Annotated in this window: 15 protein-coding genes; 6 read left to right on the forward strand and 9 right to left on the reverse strand. The window is 71.4% G+C overall.

The window, feature by feature from the left end; genetic code table 11:
• Positions 1–15 precede the first annotated feature (15 nt).
• The 3 genes from ACEN9V_RS06460 to ACEN9V_RS06470 all read right to left on the reverse strand — a co-directional run bounded on the left by ACEN9V_RS06460 (position 16) and on the right by ACEN9V_RS06470 (position 3,766).
• On the reverse strand, positions 16–1,389 hold the full coding sequence (locus ACEN9V_RS06460) for a PhoH family protein (protein WP_413602595.1): 1,374 nt from the start codon (positions 1,387–1,389) through the stop codon (positions 16–18).
• 368 nt (positions 1,390–1,757) lie between these two features.
• The gene (locus ACEN9V_RS06465; protein ID WP_402729037.1) at positions 1,758–2,891 is read right to left on the reverse strand and encodes an aminotransferase class V-fold PLP-dependent enzyme; all 1,134 of its coding nucleotides are present in this window, start codon (positions 2,889–2,891) and stop codon (positions 1,758–1,760) included.
• Positions 2,892–2,980: 89 nt separating this feature from the next.
• Positions 2,981–3,766 carry an isoprenyl transferase gene (locus ACEN9V_RS06470; RefSeq protein ID WP_281267135.1) on the reverse strand — a complete coding sequence of 262 codons (786 nt, stop codon included), beginning with the start codon at positions 3,764–3,766 and terminating at the stop codon, positions 2,981–2,983.
• A gap of 75 nt (positions 3,767–3,841) precedes the next feature.
• On the opposite strand from ACEN9V_RS06470, the gene trhA reads away from it, so the two are divergent.
• The gene (trhA, locus tag ACEN9V_RS06475) at positions 3,842–4,582 is read left to right on the forward strand and encodes a PAQR family membrane homeostasis protein TrhA (protein WP_413602596.1); all 741 of its coding nucleotides are present in this window, start codon (positions 3,842–3,844) and stop codon (positions 4,580–4,582) included.
• Positions 4,583–4,695: 113 nt separating this feature from the next.
• Here trhA and ACEN9V_RS06480 read toward each other — a convergent pair whose 3' ends face one another.
• Both ACEN9V_RS06480 and mca read right to left on the reverse strand, forming a co-directional pair.
• On the reverse strand, positions 4,696–4,977 hold the full coding sequence (locus tag ACEN9V_RS06480) for a hypothetical protein (protein WP_413602597.1): 282 nt from the start codon (positions 4,975–4,977) through the stop codon (positions 4,696–4,698).
• On the reverse strand, positions 4,974–5,864 hold the full coding sequence (mca, locus tag ACEN9V_RS06485) for a mycothiol conjugate amidase Mca (RefSeq protein WP_413602598.1): 891 nt from the start codon (positions 5,862–5,864) through the stop codon (positions 4,974–4,976). The genes ACEN9V_RS06480 and mca overlap by 4 nt, the downstream gene beginning before the upstream one ends.
• A gap of 56 nt (positions 5,865–5,920) precedes the next feature.
• Here mca and ACEN9V_RS06490 point away from each other — a divergent pair, with 56 nt between their 5' ends.
• Together ACEN9V_RS06490 and greA are read left to right on the forward strand one after the other, a co-directional pair.
• Positions 5,921–6,460, forward strand: a complete 540-nt coding sequence (locus ACEN9V_RS06490; RefSeq protein ID WP_413602599.1) for a DUF4307 domain-containing protein — start codon at positions 5,921–5,923, stop codon at positions 6,458–6,460.
• A 75-nt stretch (positions 6,461–6,535) separates the two neighbouring features.
• Entirely contained in the window at positions 6,536–7,024 is a 489-nt protein-coding gene (greA, locus tag ACEN9V_RS06495) for a transcription elongation factor GreA (RefSeq protein ID WP_281267130.1), read from the forward strand.
• 92 nt (positions 7,025–7,116) lie between these two features.
• On the opposite strand, the gene ilvA is transcribed toward greA, so the two are convergent.
• Together ilvA and ACEN9V_RS06505 are read right to left on the reverse strand one after the other, a co-directional pair.
• Positions 7,117–8,364, reverse strand: coding sequence for a threonine ammonia-lyase (gene ilvA, locus ACEN9V_RS06500; protein ID WP_413602600.1), 1,248 nt, complete (start codon positions 8,362–8,364; stop codon positions 7,117–7,119).
• Positions 8,365–8,410: 46 nt separating this feature from the next.
• On the reverse strand, positions 8,411–9,670 hold the full coding sequence (locus tag ACEN9V_RS06505) for an AI-2E family transporter (protein WP_413602601.1): 1,260 nt from the start codon (positions 9,668–9,670) through the stop codon (positions 8,411–8,413).
• Positions 9,671–9,763: 93 nt separating this feature from the next.
• Here ACEN9V_RS06505 and ACEN9V_RS06510 point away from each other — a divergent pair, with 93 nt between their 5' ends.
• Entirely contained in the window at positions 9,764–11,029 is a 1,266-nt protein-coding gene (locus ACEN9V_RS06510) for a winged helix-turn-helix domain-containing protein (RefSeq protein WP_413602602.1), read from the forward strand.
• On the opposite strand, the gene ACEN9V_RS06515 is transcribed toward ACEN9V_RS06510, so the two are convergent.
• Both ACEN9V_RS06515 and ACEN9V_RS06520 read right to left on the reverse strand, forming a co-directional pair.
• On the reverse strand, positions 11,026–11,928 hold the full coding sequence (locus tag ACEN9V_RS06515) for a M48 family metalloprotease (RefSeq protein WP_413602603.1): 903 nt from the start codon (positions 11,926–11,928) through the stop codon (positions 11,026–11,028). The genes ACEN9V_RS06510 and ACEN9V_RS06515 overlap by 4 nt on opposite strands.
• 22 nt (positions 11,929–11,950) lie before the next feature.
• Positions 11,951–12,532, reverse strand: coding sequence for a LemA family protein (locus tag ACEN9V_RS06520; protein ID WP_413602604.1), 582 nt, complete (start codon positions 12,530–12,532; stop codon positions 11,951–11,953).
• 229 nt (positions 12,533–12,761) lie between these two features.
• Between ACEN9V_RS06520 and ACEN9V_RS06525 the strand changes: the two genes are divergently transcribed.
• Together ACEN9V_RS06525 and ACEN9V_RS06530 are read left to right on the forward strand one after the other, a co-directional pair.
• Positions 12,762–15,143: an Ig-like domain-containing protein gene (locus tag ACEN9V_RS06525; RefSeq protein WP_413602605.1), complete on the forward strand. Its 2,382-nt coding sequence runs from the start codon at positions 12,762–12,764 to the stop codon at positions 15,141–15,143.
• A gap of 118 nt (positions 15,144–15,261) precedes the next feature.
• Positions 15,262–16,968: a class I adenylate-forming enzyme family protein gene (locus tag ACEN9V_RS06530; protein ID WP_413602606.1), complete on the forward strand. Its 1,707-nt coding sequence runs from the start codon at positions 15,262–15,264 to the stop codon at positions 16,966–16,968.
• Positions 16,969–17,015: the final 47 nt, after the last annotated feature.

Here is a 17,015-nt window from a genome sequence, read left to right on the forward strand (position 1 = left end):
TCGCGAAGGACTCGACTACACCAGGTCGGGCGAGTCCAGCATCTCCGTCACCAGCGCGGCGATCGCGGAGCGCTCGGAACGCGTCAGCGTGACGTGCGCGAACAGCGGGTGTCCCTTCAGCCGCTCGATCACCGACGCGACCCCGTCGTGCCGACCGACCCGCAGGTTGTCGCGCTGCGCGACGTCGTGGGTGAGCACGACGCGGGAGTTCTGCCCGATGCGGGAGAGCATCGTCAGCAGGACGTTCCGTTCGAGCGACTGGGCCTCGTCGACGATGACGAACGCGTCGTGCAGAGAGCGCCCGCGGATGTGGGTCAGCGGGAGCACCTCGAGCATGCCGCGTTCCACGACCTCGTCGAGGACGTTGTCGGACACCAGCGCGCCGAGCGTGTCGTAGACGGCCTGCGCCCACGGGTTCATCTTCTCGCTCGCGTCGCCGGGGAGGAAGCCGAGCTCCTGCCCGCCGACCGCGTAGAGCGGCCGGAACACCATGATCTTCTTGTGCTGCTGCCGTTCGAGCACGGCTTCGAGTCCGGCGCAGAGCGCGAGCGCCGACTTCCCGGTGCCGGCGCTGCCGCCGAGCGAGACGATGCCGATCTCCGGGTCGAGGAGCGCGTCGATCGCGAGCCGCTGCTCGGCGGAGCGGCCGCGGAGCCCGAAGACCTCCCGGTCGCCGCGGACGAGGGCGACCGAACCGGCGGTGTGCACGCGGCCGAGGCCGGATCCCCGTTCGGAGTGGATGACGACGCCGGTGTTGACCGGGACACCGTCGAGCTGCGACGACCGGATCTCCTCCTTCTCGTACAGGTCGGACATCTGCTCGCCGGAGATCTGCAGCTCGGCGATGCCCGTGTACCCGGAGTCGACGGCGAGTTCGGCGCGGTACTCCTCTGCCGCGAGGCCGATCGAGGCGGCCTTGACGCGCAGCGGGAGGTCCTTCGAGACGACGACGACATCGAGTCCGTCGTTCGCGAGGTTCGACGCGACCGCGAGGATCCGGGAGTCGTTGTCGCCGAGCTGGAGGCCGGAGGGCAGGACGGACTGGTTCGAGTGGTTCAGCTCGACGCGGAGCGACCCGCCTTCGCCGACGGCCACCGGGAAGTCCAGGCGTTCGTGCTCGATGCGGAGTTCGTCGAGGATCCGGAGGGCCTGCCGGGCGAAGTACCCGATCTCCGGGTCGTTGCGCTTGGACTCCAGTTCGCTGACGACCACGACGGGCAGCACGACGGCGTGCTCGTCGAAGCGGAACAGGGCCCGCGGATCACTCAGCAGCACCGAGGTGTCCAGCACGTAGGTGCGCTGGTCCGTGCCGGTCGACGCCGCGGCGGAAGCCGAGGTCGACGCTGCTGACGAGGTTCCGTGGGAGACGTTCTGAGAGGTCACGACCACTCCATCCCCGGGCCGCACGCGACCCGGTCCTTGTCCTCGACACGGCCACGGAGCGGGTCCCGAAGCACCATCTGTGGCCGCTTCGATCGGGCGCGGTGCCCGATGCGGCAAAGCTACGACGAGCCTCTGACAGCGCGCCAGCGACACGCGGATTGCTCGGTTACGTTCATGTGAACGGGACCTGAGCGACGCGATGCGATCCCCAGGCTGGGCCGATCGATCCGGCCGGTCCCGCGAAAGCGACAGTTTCCCGCCACACGCGTGCGGGGAACTGTCGCTTTCGCGGGACGGACGGCTCCCCCCGGCGAACGGGTGTCGCTCTGGCAGCACGGACGGACGGCGCGGACGCGCACGCGCACGCGCACGCGTCAGAACGAGGTGGCGTAGGAGATGCAGGCGTCCCGGAACATGTCGAGGGTCTCGTCCGTCGTCGACGCGAACACCGACACCCGGACCGTGCCGAGTCGGGTGCTCGCCGTGACGCCGTGGTTGTGCAGCGCCGCCGACAGCGCGGTGAGTCGTCCCTCGGCGGGCCGGAGCACGACGATGCCCGCACGCTCGGCGGGGTCGCGGCTCGACTCGACCTCGAGCCCGAACTCGTCCGCGATCTGGAACACCCGCTCCACGCGGTCCGCGACGCGCTCCTGCACGGCGGACACCCCGACCGCGGTGAGCCGCTCGAGGGAGACCGCGAGCCGTGCCTGAGCGACGGGGTCGATCCGCGTCATCGTGAAGCCGGCGGCACCAGGACGCACCGACGGCACCTCGACCGGCCACCCGGTCGTGCCGTGCGGACCGGACAGCGCCGGCTGCAGGCGGCCGAGCGCGCGGTCGCTGAACGACACGAACCCCGTGCCCCACCCGGCGTGCAGCCACTTCTGTCCACCGGTCGCCACGACGTCGGCGGCCTCGTACGGGGCGTCGACGACGCCGAAGCCCTGGATCGCGTCGACGATGAGCAGACGGTCGCCGATGACCTCGCGGATGCCGGCGAGGTCGGCGAGGTACCCGGTGCGCCAGTCCACGAGCGACACGGCGACGGCGGTGATGTCATCGGCGCCGGAGTCGGCGGCCGCGGCGAGTCGGGACGCGACGAGCGACGGCGTCACCCACCCCGCGCCGGACTCGATGACGACCGGGCGCACGCGACCTCCGGTGGCCGAGGCGGCACTCGCCAGCGCCAGCGGCATCGACGGGTACTCGTCCGCGGCGACGAGCACGCCGCCGGTCAGCCCGAACGCGGTGTGGAGCAGCCCGGGCGTCGTCGCGGTCTGCGACACGACCTGCTCCTCGCGGACGCCGACCAGCCGTGCAGCGACGGCCCGGACGCGGGCGTCCTGCTCGTCGAGCGTCTCCATCGCGCCGAACCGCATGTGCTCCTGGATGGTCCCGAGGACGCGCTGCTCCTCGAGCACGGCGGTCTGCACGGGCCCGAAGGCGGCGTGGTCGAGGTACCCGGGATCCTCGGCGAAGCCGGCGGCGTACTCGTCGATCGTGGTCACAGCGGACACCTTTCACAGGAACAGAACCCTGTGAGTGTACTGGGACCCGGGTCAGCACCCGAATCGACGCCGGATCGCGCGCTGACGCCTCAGCCGCCGAAGCGCCGCGACCGACGCCCGAAGTCACGCACGGCCCGGAGGAAGTCGACCTCGCGCAGGTCCGGGTAGAACGCCTCGACGAAGTAGAACTCGCTGTGCGCGCTCTGCCACAGCATGAAGTCCGACAGGCGCTGCTCCCCCGAGGTGCGGATCATCAGGTCAGGGTCCGGCTGCCCCTGCGTGTACAGGTGGTCGCCGATGAGCTCGGGGGTCAGTACCTCGGCGAGGGTGTCGAGCGTCCCACCGCCTTCTCCGTGCGCGCGGACGATGCTGCGCATGGCGTCGGCGATCTCCCGCCGGCCGCCGTACCCGACCGCCAGGTTGATGTGCAGCCCGGTGTTGCCGGCGCTCCTGGCTTCCGCTTCCGACAGCGCCGCGACGAGTTCGTCCGGAAGCCCGTCGTTCGACCCGACGTGCTGCACACGCCACGTGCCCTGCCGCGACAGGCGATCGGCCAGCGCCGCGATGATGCCGATGAGTTCCTGGAGCTCGTCGCCGCCGCGGCCCTTGAGGTTGTCCGCCGACAGCAGGTAGAGCGTGACGACCTGCACGTCGAGGTCTTCGCACCAGGTCAGGAACTCGGGGATCTTCGCCGCACCAGCCCGGTGTCCGTGCGCGGCGGTCTCGAGGCCGAGCTGCTTCGCCCACCGGCGGTTCCCGTCCACGATCATCGCGACGTGCTTCGGCGTCGGCGCACCGTCGATCTGCTTCCGGATGCGCTGCTGGTAGGCGCGGTAGAGGATCCCGCGTCCTTCCCGTCCCAGCCTGCCGGTCACGCAACGACTGTAGTGCACGGCTCCTCGGTGCGGACTCCCAGCCGTCCGGGTGCCGGCCGGACATATCGTCGGAGGATGCAGCACGACCGGGACAGCGACACCCTCCCCCACGTCCCGTTCACGGAGGAAGGGGCGGACGAGGCCGCGGAGGGAGCGTCGCAGGCAGCCGCGTCGGCCGTCGAGCCGCGTCCGGCCTGGCGCGGCTGGATCCACCTCGGCACGTTCCCGTTCGCCATCGCGATGGGCATCGTGCTCGTCTCACTCGCCGCGAGTCCGGCAGCGAAGGCCGGGTCCGCCGTGTTCATGGCCACGTCGCTGATCATGTTCGGCGTCTCCGCGACCTACCACCGCTTCCCGTGGGGACCGGTGGTCAAGAAGGTCCTGAAGCGGATCGACCACACGAACATCTTCCTGCTCATCGCCGGCACGTACACGCCCGTCGCGGTGTGCGCCCTGCCGCACACGCTCATGCTCGTCGTGCTCTGGGTGATGTGGGGCGGCGCGCTCCTCGGCATCGCGTTCCGGGTGTTCTGGATCGGCGCACCGCGTTGGCTCTACGTGCCGCTCTACCTGGCGCTCGGCATGGCGGCGCTCGGGATCCTGCCGCAGCTCTTCGCGGCGAGCGTCCCGATGACGGTGCTCGTGCTGTCCGGCGGGCTCGCGTACGTCGTCGGCGCGCTGGTCTACGGGTTCAAGCGGCCGAACCCGTCCCCGACGGTCTTCGGGTTCCACGAGGTCTTCCACGCGCTGACGGTCGCCGCGTTCGCGGCGCAGTGGGTGGGCATCCTGCTGGTGGCCCTGCACCCGGTCCGCTGACCGCGCACGACGAGCTCGGCACCGCGCGCGATCCGGCCCACCAGGCGCGGAACGGCGGACGGGAGGCTCGTGGCGGGGTCCGGCAGGAGCCTCCAGGCCGGTGACCGGTCCTGCTAGCCGCGTTCGGTGTCGTCCGCGACGTCGGTGCGGCCCGGCTCGTCGGCGCCGACGACGTCCTCGCCACGGGCCTCGGCCTCGAGGCGCTCCCGGATCTCCGCGCGGTAGCGGGTCCGCCGGATGCGGCGGGTCATGTCCACCACGAGCAGGATCGTCAGGACCGCGATGACCGCGATCGCGATGAACCCGGCGACCCCCGGCGTGACGTCCACGTCCGGGACGGCCGAGGTCGGGCTGGGGCTCGGGGTGGCGGCGAGTACTGCCGCGATGGTGCTCACGCGTTGACGTCCTGTTCCGGTGGGATCCCCGCGAAGAGGTCGGACTCCGGCAGGTCGGTGGGCACGCGTGCCTCGACCAGCTGGTAGTCCTCGGTCGGCCACACCGTCGCGAGGAGGTCGTTCGGCCAGTAGAAGAAGGGGCTGTCCGGCGGCACCTGGCTGGCGTGCGCACGGAGTGCGGCGTCGCGGGCGTCGAAGTACTCGTGCACGTCCACGTGCGTCGTCGCGAGGTCGGGTCGGTCGGCGAACCGCTCCACCCACTCGCCGAGCTGCTCGAGGAGCGGGCTCTCCGGCTCGCGTTCCCTGAGGGCCTCGTAGAACGCGGTGAAGCGGCGCGGGTTCATGGTGCGCTCGTAGTAGAGCTTCGAGATCGACCAGGGTTCCCCGGCCTCCGGGTACTTCGACGGGTCGGCGGCATCGCGCCAGGCGGCCACGGACACCTCGTGCGTGCGGATGTGGTCGGGGTGCGGGTACCCGCCGTTCTCGTCGTACGTGACGAGCACGTGCGGGCGGAACCGACGGATCACGCGGACGAGGGCCTCGGTGCTGTACTCGAGCGGGACGGTGGAGAACGTGCCGGGTCGCACGGTCTCGCCCTGCTCGGCGTCGGGCAGTCCCGAGTCGTGGTAGCCGAGCCAGACGTGGTCGATGCCGAGTGCCGCCTGCGCAGCCGCCATCTCGCCGCGGCGGTAGCCGGCCATGTCACGGTGCGCGTGGCTCGTGGCGGGTTCGCCGAGGTGGTCGTTGAGGATGTCGCCGGCCTCGCCGCCGGTGCAGGAGACCACGAGGACCTGGTCGCCGTCGGCCACGTACTTCGCCGAGGTGGCCGCTCCCTTGCTCGACTCGTCGTCGGGATGGGCGTGCACGGCCATCAGGCGGTAGGGCACCGGACGTTCCTCACTGCTGGCGATCGGGATGCACGTCGCGCGCATCGGGGGTGCGGGTGGCGCACGGAGAGCGTGAACTACCCTGGGATCAGGATAATCACCCCGGGAGCCCCGAACTGTCCGAACAGCTGAACCCGACCCCGTCGGGCCCGACCTCGACTAGCCCGACCCCGTCTGGCCCGACCGCGTCTGGCCCGACCACCACGGCCACCCTCGACGACCGCTACGGCCGCACCCCCGGGCGCACCCGTCGCACCCGCACGATCGCCGTCGCCGCGGCGGCCGCGATCGTCGTCGTGTTCGGCGCCTGGGTCATCTGGGCGGGTCCAGGACAGACCTCGCACGGCCTCGACACCGAGGACGTCGGCTACGAGATCCTCTCGGCACACAAGGCCGTCGTGCACTCGCAGGTGTCGGTCGATCCGGGCACGAAGGCCGAGTGCGCCGTCCAGGTGCTCGACAAGTCGTACACGATCGTCGGCTGGAAGACGGTCTCGCTGCCCGCCGCCACCGAGCGCACACGGACGATCTCGACCGAGGTGAACACCACGACACGCGGCGTGACCGGCTTGATCCACACCTGCTGGGTTCCCTAGACTGCCCTGATTCGCCTGACGAGATCGACCGCTCCGGTCGGTCTCGTTCTTTCATGGCCGAAGGGATTGACTTTCATGAGCAACGACACGCAGGCCACCTGGCTGACGCAGGAGGCGTTCGACCGCCTCCAGGCGGAGCTCGAGGAGCTGAGCGGCGAAGGCCGTGCCGAGATCGCCCGCCGCATCGAGGCCGCGCGCGAAGAGGGCGACCTCAAGGAGAACGGCGGCTACCACGCGGCGAAGGACGAGCAGGGCAAGATCGAGGCCCGCATCCGCGTGCTCACGAACCTGCTGAAGACGGCGACCGTCCGCGAAGCCGAGTTCGACGGCACCGTCGAGCCGGGCACCGTCGTGACGGCGACCATCGCGGGCGACTCCTCGACGTTCCTCGTCGGCAGCCGCGAGATCGTGGCAGAGGGCTCCGACCTGACGGTCTACAGCCCGGTCAGCCCGGTCGGCGCCGCGATCGTCGGCCTCCGCGCCGGCGACGCCACGACGTACACCGCGCCGAACGGCAAGGACATCGCCGTCGAGGTGACGAAGGTCGAGCGCTACGAGCCGTAGGCTCGCGCCCCCTCACGAACGACGCGCCCCGTCCTGACGGGGCGCGTTGTTCGTTGCGGGGCGCGATCCGCGCCGCTGGCCGGACGGGAGGCTCAGTGCAGCAGCTGCTCCGGGCGGAAGCCCGCCTCGTGGAGCCGCTGGATGACCTCTTCGGCGTGCTCGGGGCCGCGGGCCTCGATCGACAGGTCGAGGGCGACCTCGTTGATGACGAGCCCCTGCCCGTGCCGGGTGTGCAGGACCTCGACGACGTTCGCGCCGGCGTCGGAGATGACCTGGGAGACCCGTGCGAGCTGCCCCGGGCGGTCCGGCAGCATGATCCGGATGCCGATGTAGCGCGATGCGGCGACGAGACCACGGGTGATCACGCGTTCCATCATGAGCGGGTCGATGTTCCCGCCGCTCAGGAGCACGACGGTCCGACCGGTGTCCTTGACGGCGCCGGCCATGATCGCTGCCACGCCGACCGCGCCTGCGGCCTCGACGACCAGCTTCGCGCGCTCGAGGAGCACGAGCAGCGCCCGGGCGACGTCGTCGTCGGAGACCGTGACGATCTCGTCGACGAGGTCGCGGATGATCGGGAAGTTGAGCTCGCCGGGTCGGGCGACGGCGATGCCGTCCGCGATCGTCGGCGTGGTCTGGATGGTCACCGGCTCCCCGGCGTCGAGCGAGTCGGGGTAGGACGCGGCGTTGGCCGCCTGCACGCCGATCACGCGGATCGTGCGGCCGAGACGCTCGGCGAGTCCCTTCACCGCGATGGCGATGCCGGCGATGACGCCGCCGCCGCCGATCGGGACCACGACCGTGTCGACGTCTGGGACCTGGTCGAGGATCTCGAGCCCGAGGGTGCCCTGTCCGGCGATGACGTCGGGGTGGTCGAACGGCGGGATGAACACGGCACCCGTGCGGGCGCCGAAGTCCTTGGCGGCCGACAGTGCTTCTTCCACGGAGTGGCCGCGGAGGACGACCTCGGCCCCGTAGTGCCGGGTCGCCTGCAGCTTCGGCAGGGCGACGCCGACCGGCGTGAAGATCGTCGCCGGGATCCCGAGCTCACGGGCGGCGAGGGCGACGCCCTGGGCGTGGTTGCCGGCGCTGGCGGCGACGACGCCCTTCGCGCGCTGCTCTGGTGTCAGCGCTGAGAGGCGGTTGTACGCCCCGCGCACCTTGTACGCACCGGTGCGCTGCAGGTTCTCGCACTTCAGGTGCACGGGCGACCCGAGGAGCTCCGCGAGGAACTGCGACGTCTCCATCGGGGTCACGCGCGCCACGCCCGCGATGGTCTCCCGCGCAGCCTCGATGTCGGCGAGCGTGGGGGCCTGTGGAGGAGCGCTGGTGTCGGTCACTCCCCCATCATCGCCGGTGCGGGGCCCCGCCCGCGAACCGATGACGTCAGTTGGTGCTGGCGGTGCCGTCAGCGGCCGTGGGCTCCTTGTCGCTGCCGGGCGCCGGGACGTCGTCCAGCGTGGTGTGCCGGCGACGGCGGAGGAGCTGGATCTTGCCGTGCTGCCCACGCTTGGGCGTGGCCTCGAGCACGTGGTCCGAGTCGAGTCGACGCCACCGGCCGCTCGCGATGGTGGTGACCATCGCGTTCACGGTCGCGATCAGGGGGACCGCGAAGAACGCGCCGGCGATACCAGCGAGACCGGAGGCCGCGGTGACGCCGAGGACGACCGCCAGGGGGTGCACCTTCACCGCGTTGCCCATCACCAACGGCTGGAGGATGTGCCCCTCGATCTGCTGCACGAGCAGGACGACCGCGAGCACGAGGACCGCGGCGATCGGTCCGTTGAAGATCAGCGCGACGAAGACCGCCAGGAACCCGGTGACGATCGCACCGACAACGGGGATGAACGCCCCGAGGAACACGAACGCGGCGATCGGGATGACGAGGGGCATGCCCCCGAAGAACAGCCCGACGATCCAGGCACCGAGGCCGATGCCGACGGCGTCGACGAACGCGACGAAGATCTGCACGCGGATGAAGCTCGTCAGGGTGATCCAGCCGGCCACCCCGGCACCGTCGACCGCTGCGCGCGCCTTCTTCGGGAAGAGACGCACGGTCCAGCGCCAGACGTTCTTACCGTCGATGAGCAGGAAGATCGTCGTGAACAGGATGATGAACAGGGCCTCGAACACGTGGGTCGCACTCGACCCGGCGCTCGCGACGCCGGAGAGGATCGATCCGGAGTTGTCCTGCAACCACTTCGTGGCGTCGTCGAGCCAGCCGTTGACGTCCTTCTGGGTGATGCCGAGGCCGGAGTTGAGCACGAAGTCGCGGATGTTCGCGTACTGCGAGAGCGTCCGGTCCCGGAGCGACGGGTAGGACGCGATCACCTGGTCCACGACGAGCCAGATCAGGCCACCGAGCGCGGCGATGCCCGCCAGCAGGCTGACGATGACGGCGATCCACTTCGGGACGTGGTGGCGCTGCAACCAGTTCGAGAACGGGACCAGCAGCGCGGAGATCACAATGCCGATGAGGAACGGGATGAGGATCTCGCTGAAGATCGTCATCAGCCAGATGAAGAGCGCGATCACCCCGACCACGACGAGCACCCGCCAGGACCACGCCCCGGCGATGCGCATGCCCACCGGTACCGAATCCTCGACCACGGGGTCGGGATGAGTCTGCTTGCGTGCCCATGCCATGCCGCGAGTGTATCCGTGTGTCGCCTGACAGGTTCCAGATGCGGCATATACGTCGACGGGTGGGCGTCGGTGGCGCTCACTAGGGTCGAGGACATGGTCAGGACCACGCTCTCCGCTGCCGAGTCCCGGCGCGTCGTACTCGCTGCGCAGGGCTTCGGGCGGCCGCCGGCGGACACCGTCGTCACCAGGTCGCTGAGCGCGGGGATCAACCGCCTCGGCCTGCTGCAGATCGACTCGGTCAACGTCTTCGAGCGGAGCCACTACCTGCCGCTGTTCGCCCGGCTCGGCCCCTACGACCGCACCGCGCTCGATCGACTGACGTTCGCGAAGCGCGGCCCGTACCTGGAGTACTGGGCGCACGAAGCCGCGTTCATCCCCCGGGACGACCTCCGGCTGTTCCGCTGGAAGATGGACGCGATGCGCGAGCGGGACGCCGCCCCGGTCCGCGTCGAACACGTCACCAGGACCGAGTCCGTGCGTCGCGAGCTGCACGCGATGCTCCGTGCCGAGGGGCCGATGCCCGCGAGTGCCGTCGAGCACGAGTCGAACGTGCGCCGTGGGCCGTGGTGGGGGTGGAGCGACGTCAAGCTCGGGCTCGAGCTGATGTTCCGCTGGGGCGACGTGGTGAGCGCGGGGCGATCGGGCTTCGAGCGGGTGTACGCGCTGCCGTCGCAGGTGCTGCCGGCCGGGTTCCTCGAGACGGCGCCTGCTCGCGCGGACGCGATCCGCGAACTCGTCGGCCGGGCATCACGCGCGCTCGGTGTCGGCACGCGTGCGGACATCGCCGACTACTACCGGTTGCGGTCGGACGACACCGCGGCGGCCATCGCCGAGCTGCAGGACGCCGGGGAACTGCTGCCCGTGCGGGTCGAGGGCTGGCGGGAGCAGGCGTGGATGCACGCCGACGCCCGGGTCCCGCGCACGATGACGACCAGTGCGGTGCTGAGCCCGTTCGACCCCGTGGTGTGGTTCCGGCGACGTGCCGAGCGGATGTACGGGTTCCACTACCGGATCGAGATCTACACGCCGGCGCCGAAGCGGGTGTTCGGGTACTACGTGCTCCCGATGCTGCAGGACGACACGCTCGTCGGCCGGGTCGACCTGAAGAGCGACCGGCAGCGCGGGGTCCTCCGCGTGCGGACGGCCTGGCAGGAAGACGACGCCGTGCTCGATGCGGATCGCCTGGCAGACACCCTGCGCCGGGCAGCGGCGTGGCAGGGGCTCGACGGCATCGAGGTCACCGATCGCGGGACGGCCGCCCGCGCACTGGCGGGGGCGCTCGGCGTGCCGCTCGTCCCGCACGTGGCGGCCGACGACGCGGACGCCCCCGAGCCCGCCGCGGCCGACGCGACCGTCTAGAAGCGGTCCTGGTTCGCGCGGAGCCGCGCGATCCGATCCGGCAGCGGCGGGTGCGTCGAGAACAACCGGTCCATGAGTCCGGGCCGCATCGGGTCCGCGATCCACAGGTGCGCCATGGAGGAGTTCTGCGTCTGCATCGGGCGACCGTGGGCCCCGAGCTTCTCGAGCGCCCGCGCGAGGCCCTCCGGGTGCCGGGTGGTGAGCGCACCGGTCGCGTCGGCGAGGTACTCGCGCTGCCGGGAGACCGCCGCCTGCACGCCCATCGCCGCGATCGGGGCGACGAGCACGGCGACGAGCCCGGCGATCATCAGGATCGGGTTCGCACCGCCGCCGTTGTCGTTGTTCCGGTTCCGCCCGCCGGCCAGCCCGCTGAAGATCGAGATGCGCAGCAGGACGTCCGCGATGAGGCCGACCGCGACGACCAGCCCGAAGACCATCGTCGACACCCGGATGTCGTAGTTCCTGACGTGTCCGAGCTCGTGCGCCATCACGCCCTGCAGCTCCTGGTCGTCCATGATCTCGAGCAGCCCGGTGGTGGCGGCGACGACGGCGTGCTCCGGGTCACGGCCCGTGGCGAAGGCGTTCGGGGACGGGTCGCGGATGACGTACACCCGGGGCATCGGCATCCCGGTGGCGATCGCGAGGTTCTCGACCGTGCGCCAGAGCCGGGGTTCGGTGTTCCGGTCGATCTCGATGCCGCCGGCGATGGCGGTCGCCTGGCGCGAGGCGGTGAAGTACTGCAGCACGGCGTACCCGACGGCGACGACGAGCACGATCACACCGATCGAGACGTTGCCCGCGAGGTACCCGCCGAGGAACCCGAGGGCGCCGATGATCAGCAGGAAGACGAAGACGATGACGACGGTGTTGCGCTTGTTGCGCGCGATGGCGCTGTACATCCGCGGGGGCCGTGCCGGTTCGTCAGAACTGGACCCGCGGCGGCTCGGCGATGGCCGCCGGCTCGGCCGTCTCGAAGAACGATGCCTCGTCGAAGCCGCGGCTCTTCGCGAAGGACGAGTTCGGGAACACCTTGATCTTGGTGTTCAGCTCGCGGACGCCGCCGTTGTAGAACCGCCTGGCCGCCTGGATCTTGTCCTCGGTGTCGACGAGTTCGGTCTGCAGCTGCAGGAAGTTCTGGCTCGACTGGAGCTGGGGGTACCCCTCGGCGACGGCGAACACGCTCTTCAGGGCCTTCTGCATGTGCCCCTCGGCTGCGGATGCCGCTGTCGCGTCGCCGGCGCTCAACGTCTCGGAGCGGGCCTTCGTCACGTCGTCGAAGACGGACTTCTCGTGCGTGGCGTACCCCTTCACCGTGTCGACGATGGTCGGGATGAGGTCCGCACGGCGCTTCAGCTGCACGGAGATGTCGCTCCACGCCTCGTCGACGCGGACCTTCAGCGTGACGAGCGAGTTGTACGTGACCCAGAGGTAGATCCCGACGACCACGAGGACCACGACCACCACGCCGATGACGATCAGTGTCGTGATGAGTCCGGTGTCCATGCGGGAGTGCTCCTTGTCGCGTCGGGATGCTCGCGTGCGGCCGCCGATGGTGCACACCGGACGACCATCGATGATTCTAACGACGCTCAGTGACGGTTCCGAGCGCGCCCCGGGGTTCACGGTTGATTCCCCAGGCACGCACACCCCACGTTCGGGACCGCCCCGGATCGGGGACATCATCCGCGAGGTGTATTGACCGATGCGTCGCCATGACGTGGGATGGAGGGGCATGAACACGCGCGGGGACCACGTGGACACCAGGGCAGTCGGGGGCGACGGCCCTGCTCGTCGACCCCGGAAGTCCGCCCGTGGCACGGTGCTGGCAGCCCTGACCGCGACGCTCGCCGCAGGCCTGCTCGCCCTCGCGGCCGCCCCGGTGGCAGCAGCAGCGACCACCACGTCGCGGCCGGCAGCGACCACCATCGCGCCTGCGGCAGCGACGAGCACCGCGGCACCGACGGCACCGGCCGCCCCCACGCAGTCCGACACCCGGCCGGCCCCGCCGTCGTCCGCCCCGACGGGTTCCCCGTCCCCGACCGCTCCCCCGACCGACCGTCCCCCGGTCGACCCCACGATCGCCGACCCCGGCGACGTCACGAGCGCGACCGGCCGGTTCCACGGCACGGCGACGCCCGGACACGCCGTCCGTGTGATGGACCCCGCCGTCTCCACCCGTTCGGTGTGCACCGCGACGGCAGACCCCCGTGGCGCGTGGTCCTGCTACGGCACCGTCCAGACCGGTCCGCAGCAGGTGTTCACCGTGCAGGACACCACCGACCCCTCCCGCCACACCGCCGACGCTCCTGCGTCCGACGTCGTCGTCCCGCCGACCATCACCACGCGGGCACCGACCGCGGGCTCCGTCTCCGGCACCGGGGACGCGGGCATGACCGTCACGGTGTCACTCTCCGCCACCACGACGAACGGAGGCACCGCCGTCCGCACCGCGGTCGTCGGACCGGACGGCCGCTGGATCGTCTCCTGGGCGACGGGTGCATCGCCGCGCCCGAACGGCACCGTCACCATGACGGCCACCCAGACGGCGAGCACCGCGAACGGCTTCCGGTCCGACCTCCGCAGCGCCGCGTCGCAGCCGGTGTCGGTCACGATCGACCGCACCCCGCCGGACGCCCCGCGTGTCACGGACCCGCGGACCGGAGCACGGATCGGCACCCAGCCGCTGACGATCCGCGGCACGGGTGAGCCCGGCGCCACCCTGACCGCCTACGTCGACCGCGTCGCGGTGTGCGGCGCCACGGTCGGCTCGGACGGTTCCTGGGCGTGCTCGGCCGAGGGCACGACCCTCACGGCGGGCCGCCACCAGGTCACCGCGCTGCAGCACGACGCCGCGGGGAACCACTCGCGGTCGTCGTCGGCCGTGGACGTCACGGTCCGGGCGGGCTCCACCAGCACACCCGGTTCGAGTGCACCGGCCAGCAGCGCCCCGAGCGGGTCCACCGGAGCCGGTGGCACGCCGACCGGGACGGCAGGACCGGGCTCGGCCGACGGCTCGGGCGGGACCTCCGGGCACACCCCGGGCAGCGGCGCCGGCGGCGGGACGGGGACCGGAGGAGCCGGGACCGGCGGCGGCAGCGCGGGACCTGGCACCGGTGGGCACGACTGGTCCGGCCCCGCCGGCGACTGGTCGATCGCGACGACGTTCGACCAGACCGTCCCCACCATCCAGTCGTCCTTCTCGTGGCGAACGCTCCTCGTCGCCGCATCGGTCGCAGCCGGGTTCCTGCTCCTCGTCGCCGGGCCCGCGCGACTCGTCGCCCGCACGCTCCGCGGTCGCATGCCCGTCCGGCTCGCTTCGTTCACCGGGCGCAACCGGCCCCGCGCGGAGCGCACCCGTGGTGACGAGGCGCTCCCGACCTGGGCGTCCGTCGCCGTGGCGGTCCCGCTCGCCGCCGTGCTGACCCTGCTCGGGGTCGGTGTCGAGCTCGAGGCGCGGTACGTCCGCCTCGCGATCGCGGTCCTGCTCGGTGCGGCCGTCCTCGCGGCCGCGGTGGTGCTGGCGACCCGCTGGGCCGCCGGCGCCGACCGGCACACGGTCGGGTACCGCATCTCGCCGTGGCTCGTGCTCGCCGCCCTCGTGGCGTGCGGCATCACCCGTGTCGCGGACCTCTCCCCGGCGATCGTCATCGGCGTCCTCCTGGTCCCGGCCGGACGCCTCGACGTCGACACCGCCGCGATGCGCCTCGGCACCGGGATCGCGGCCTGCGCCAGGAGCGCGACGTGGCGTTCGATCGCGCTGCTCGTCCTCGCCGCGGCCGGGTGGCTGCTGCACAGCCTCACCCCGGGAACCGGCTTCTGGACGTCGCTCGTGTCCGAGTTCGCGATCACCCTCTGCGTGGGCGGTCTCGGGTCGCTCGTCGTGACGCTGCTGCCGGTCGCCGGCTCCGCCGGGAGCGCCCTGTGGGCGCACTCCAGGGGCCGGTACGCGTCGATCGCCGCGGTCGGCGTCGCGCTCGCCGCCGCCGTCTACTCCGGCTCCGCCGGGACCCACGTCTCCCCCGTCGCCATGGGTGTCGTCGCCTGCGGGTGCGCCGCGGTGGCGGCCGCCACCTTGTTGTGGGTCCGGGTCCTGGAACCGGACGTCCGCGGCTGACCCGCACCGAGCCTCCAGTCCGGCGCCGGAGACCGCGGCCGACCCGCCGACACTGCGCACTCGACCGTCTCGCGCGCCGCGCGCCCGGCACTGCGCGCGCGGATTACGCTGGCGAACGGTGCGTCGGAGCACCGACGAGCGCATGGGAGCGACGATGACGAAGACCCGATCCGACTACGACCCGACCCGGTTCCGCGAGGTCTTCGAGGGCAGCTACACCTACGCCAACGGCTTCGCGCGGAACACGCACCGCTTCGCCGGACGGCCAGCGCTCCGAGACCCGGACACGGACCGGTCGTGGACGTACGCGGAACTCGGCGACGCGGTCGACCGGATCGGCGGATGGCTCCTCCGGCACGGCGCCGGCAAGGGCTCGGTCGTCATGGTGGAGCTCTTCAACTCCCCCGAGTTCGCGATGCTCTACCTGGCGTGCCACCGCATCGGCGCGGTGTTCTCACCGACGAACTTCCGGCTCGCGGCCGACGAGGTCGCGTTCATCGTCGACGACTCGGCCCCGGTCGTGCTCGTGTACGACGCCGACCGGACCACGGACATCACGGCCGCGCTGGCGAGCGCCTCGCACGACCCGGCGCACGTCGTGGTCGTCGGCGATGCGCTCCGGCAGGACGTCCCCTTCGCCGACCTGCTCGCGGCCGACCCGGTGACGGCGGACGAACTCACGCCGACCGAGCCGCGGAGCACCTACGACGAGACGACGCGGCTGTACACCTCCGGGACGACGGGCCGGCCGAAGCCCGTCCCGCTGCCGAGCCTCGTCGAGGTGCTCAGCGCGCACGATGTGGTCATGCACTTCCCGCTGAGCCCCTTCGACAAGACGCTGAACATGTCGCCGCTGTTCCACCGCGGCGGGCTGTACTCCGGCGGTCCGAACCCGGTGTTCTACGTCGGGGCCGAGCTCACCACGCTCCGGCACTTCGACGCCGACCGCGTGCTCGACCTCGTCGAGTCGGAACGGCTGACGTTCCTCATCGGGGCCCCGCCGAACCTCGTCCAGCTCGCGAACGCGCAGGAGAAGCGACCGCGCGACCTGTCCTCCCTGCACGGCATCGTGACGATGGGGGCGCCGCTCGACCGGGCCGCTGCCCTGCGGTACCAGGAGCTGCTCTCCCCGCGGATCTTCAACGGCTACGGCACGACGGAGACGTTCTGGAACACGTTCCTGCGCCCCGAGGACTTCCCCGACGGTGCCGGCTCCACGGGCAGGGCATCCACCGACGACGACGTCGCGGTCGTCCGGGTGTACGCCGACGAGCTCGCGGCGCCGAGCGACACCGTGGCGAAGGACGGCACCGAGATCGGCGAGTTCGCGGTCCGCACCGTGAAGTCCGGGTACTCGTACCGGAACCCCGGCCTCGAGGCGGAGAAGTTCGCGAACGGCTGGTTCTACCCGGGCGACCTCGCGACGTGGGACGAGCACGAGCGGGTGACGATCGTCGGGCGCAAGGACGACATGATCATCTCCGGCGGCGAGAACGTGCACCCCGTGCAGGTGGAGGCGGTCCTGCAGGAGCACCCAGGCGTCGCGGACTCGATCGTGACCGGGGTGCCCGACGAGCGCTGGGGCGAGGTCGTGACGGCGTACGTCATCCGTGCCGAGCGCGGGCTGCCGTCGGGTGACGCCGACGCGGCCGCCGAGCTCGAGCAGTGGACGGGGTCGCACCCGGGCCTCGCTCGGTACAAGCGCCCGCGGAAGTACCGGTTCGTCACCGAGCTGCCGTACAACGCGACGGGCAAGAAGGTGCACTACCTCGCCAAGGCGACGGCCGCCGAGGACGACGCAGCAGGGCTGCTGCTGGCCCCGTAGCGGACAGGAGGCACGTGGCGGGTCCGCCACGAGCCTCCCGTCCGGCC

It is taken from the genome of Curtobacterium sp. Curtsp57 (assembly GCF_047324335.1).
Classification (GTDB): domain Bacteria; phylum Actinomycetota; class Actinomycetes; order Actinomycetales; family Microbacteriaceae; genus Curtobacterium.

Coding starts and splice junctions, on each gene's coding strand:
- trhA (WP_413602596.1), top strand. CDS start 3,842: ATGCAGCACGACCGGGACAGCGACACCCTCCCCCACGTCCCGTTCACG.
- ACEN9V_RS06510 (WP_413602602.1), top strand. CDS start 9,764: ATGGTCAGGACCACGCTCTCCGCTGCCGAGTCCCGGCGCGTCGTACTC.
- ACEN9V_RS06505 (WP_413602601.1), bottom strand. CDS start 9,670: ATGGCATGGGCACGCAAGCAGACTCATCCCGACCCCGTGGTCGAGGAT.
- ACEN9V_RS06525 (WP_413602605.1), top strand. CDS start 12,762: ATGAACACGCGCGGGGACCACGTGGACACCAGGGCAGTCGGGGGCGAC.
- greA (WP_281267130.1), top strand. CDS start 6,536: ATGAGCAACGACACGCAGGCCACCTGGCTGACGCAGGAGGCGTTCGAC.
- ACEN9V_RS06520 (WP_413602604.1), bottom strand. CDS start 12,532: ATGGACACCGGACTCATCACGACACTGATCGTCATCGGCGTGGTGGTC.
- ACEN9V_RS06515 (WP_413602603.1), bottom strand. CDS start 11,928: ATGTACAGCGCCATCGCGCGCAACAAGCGCAACACCGTCGTCATCGTC.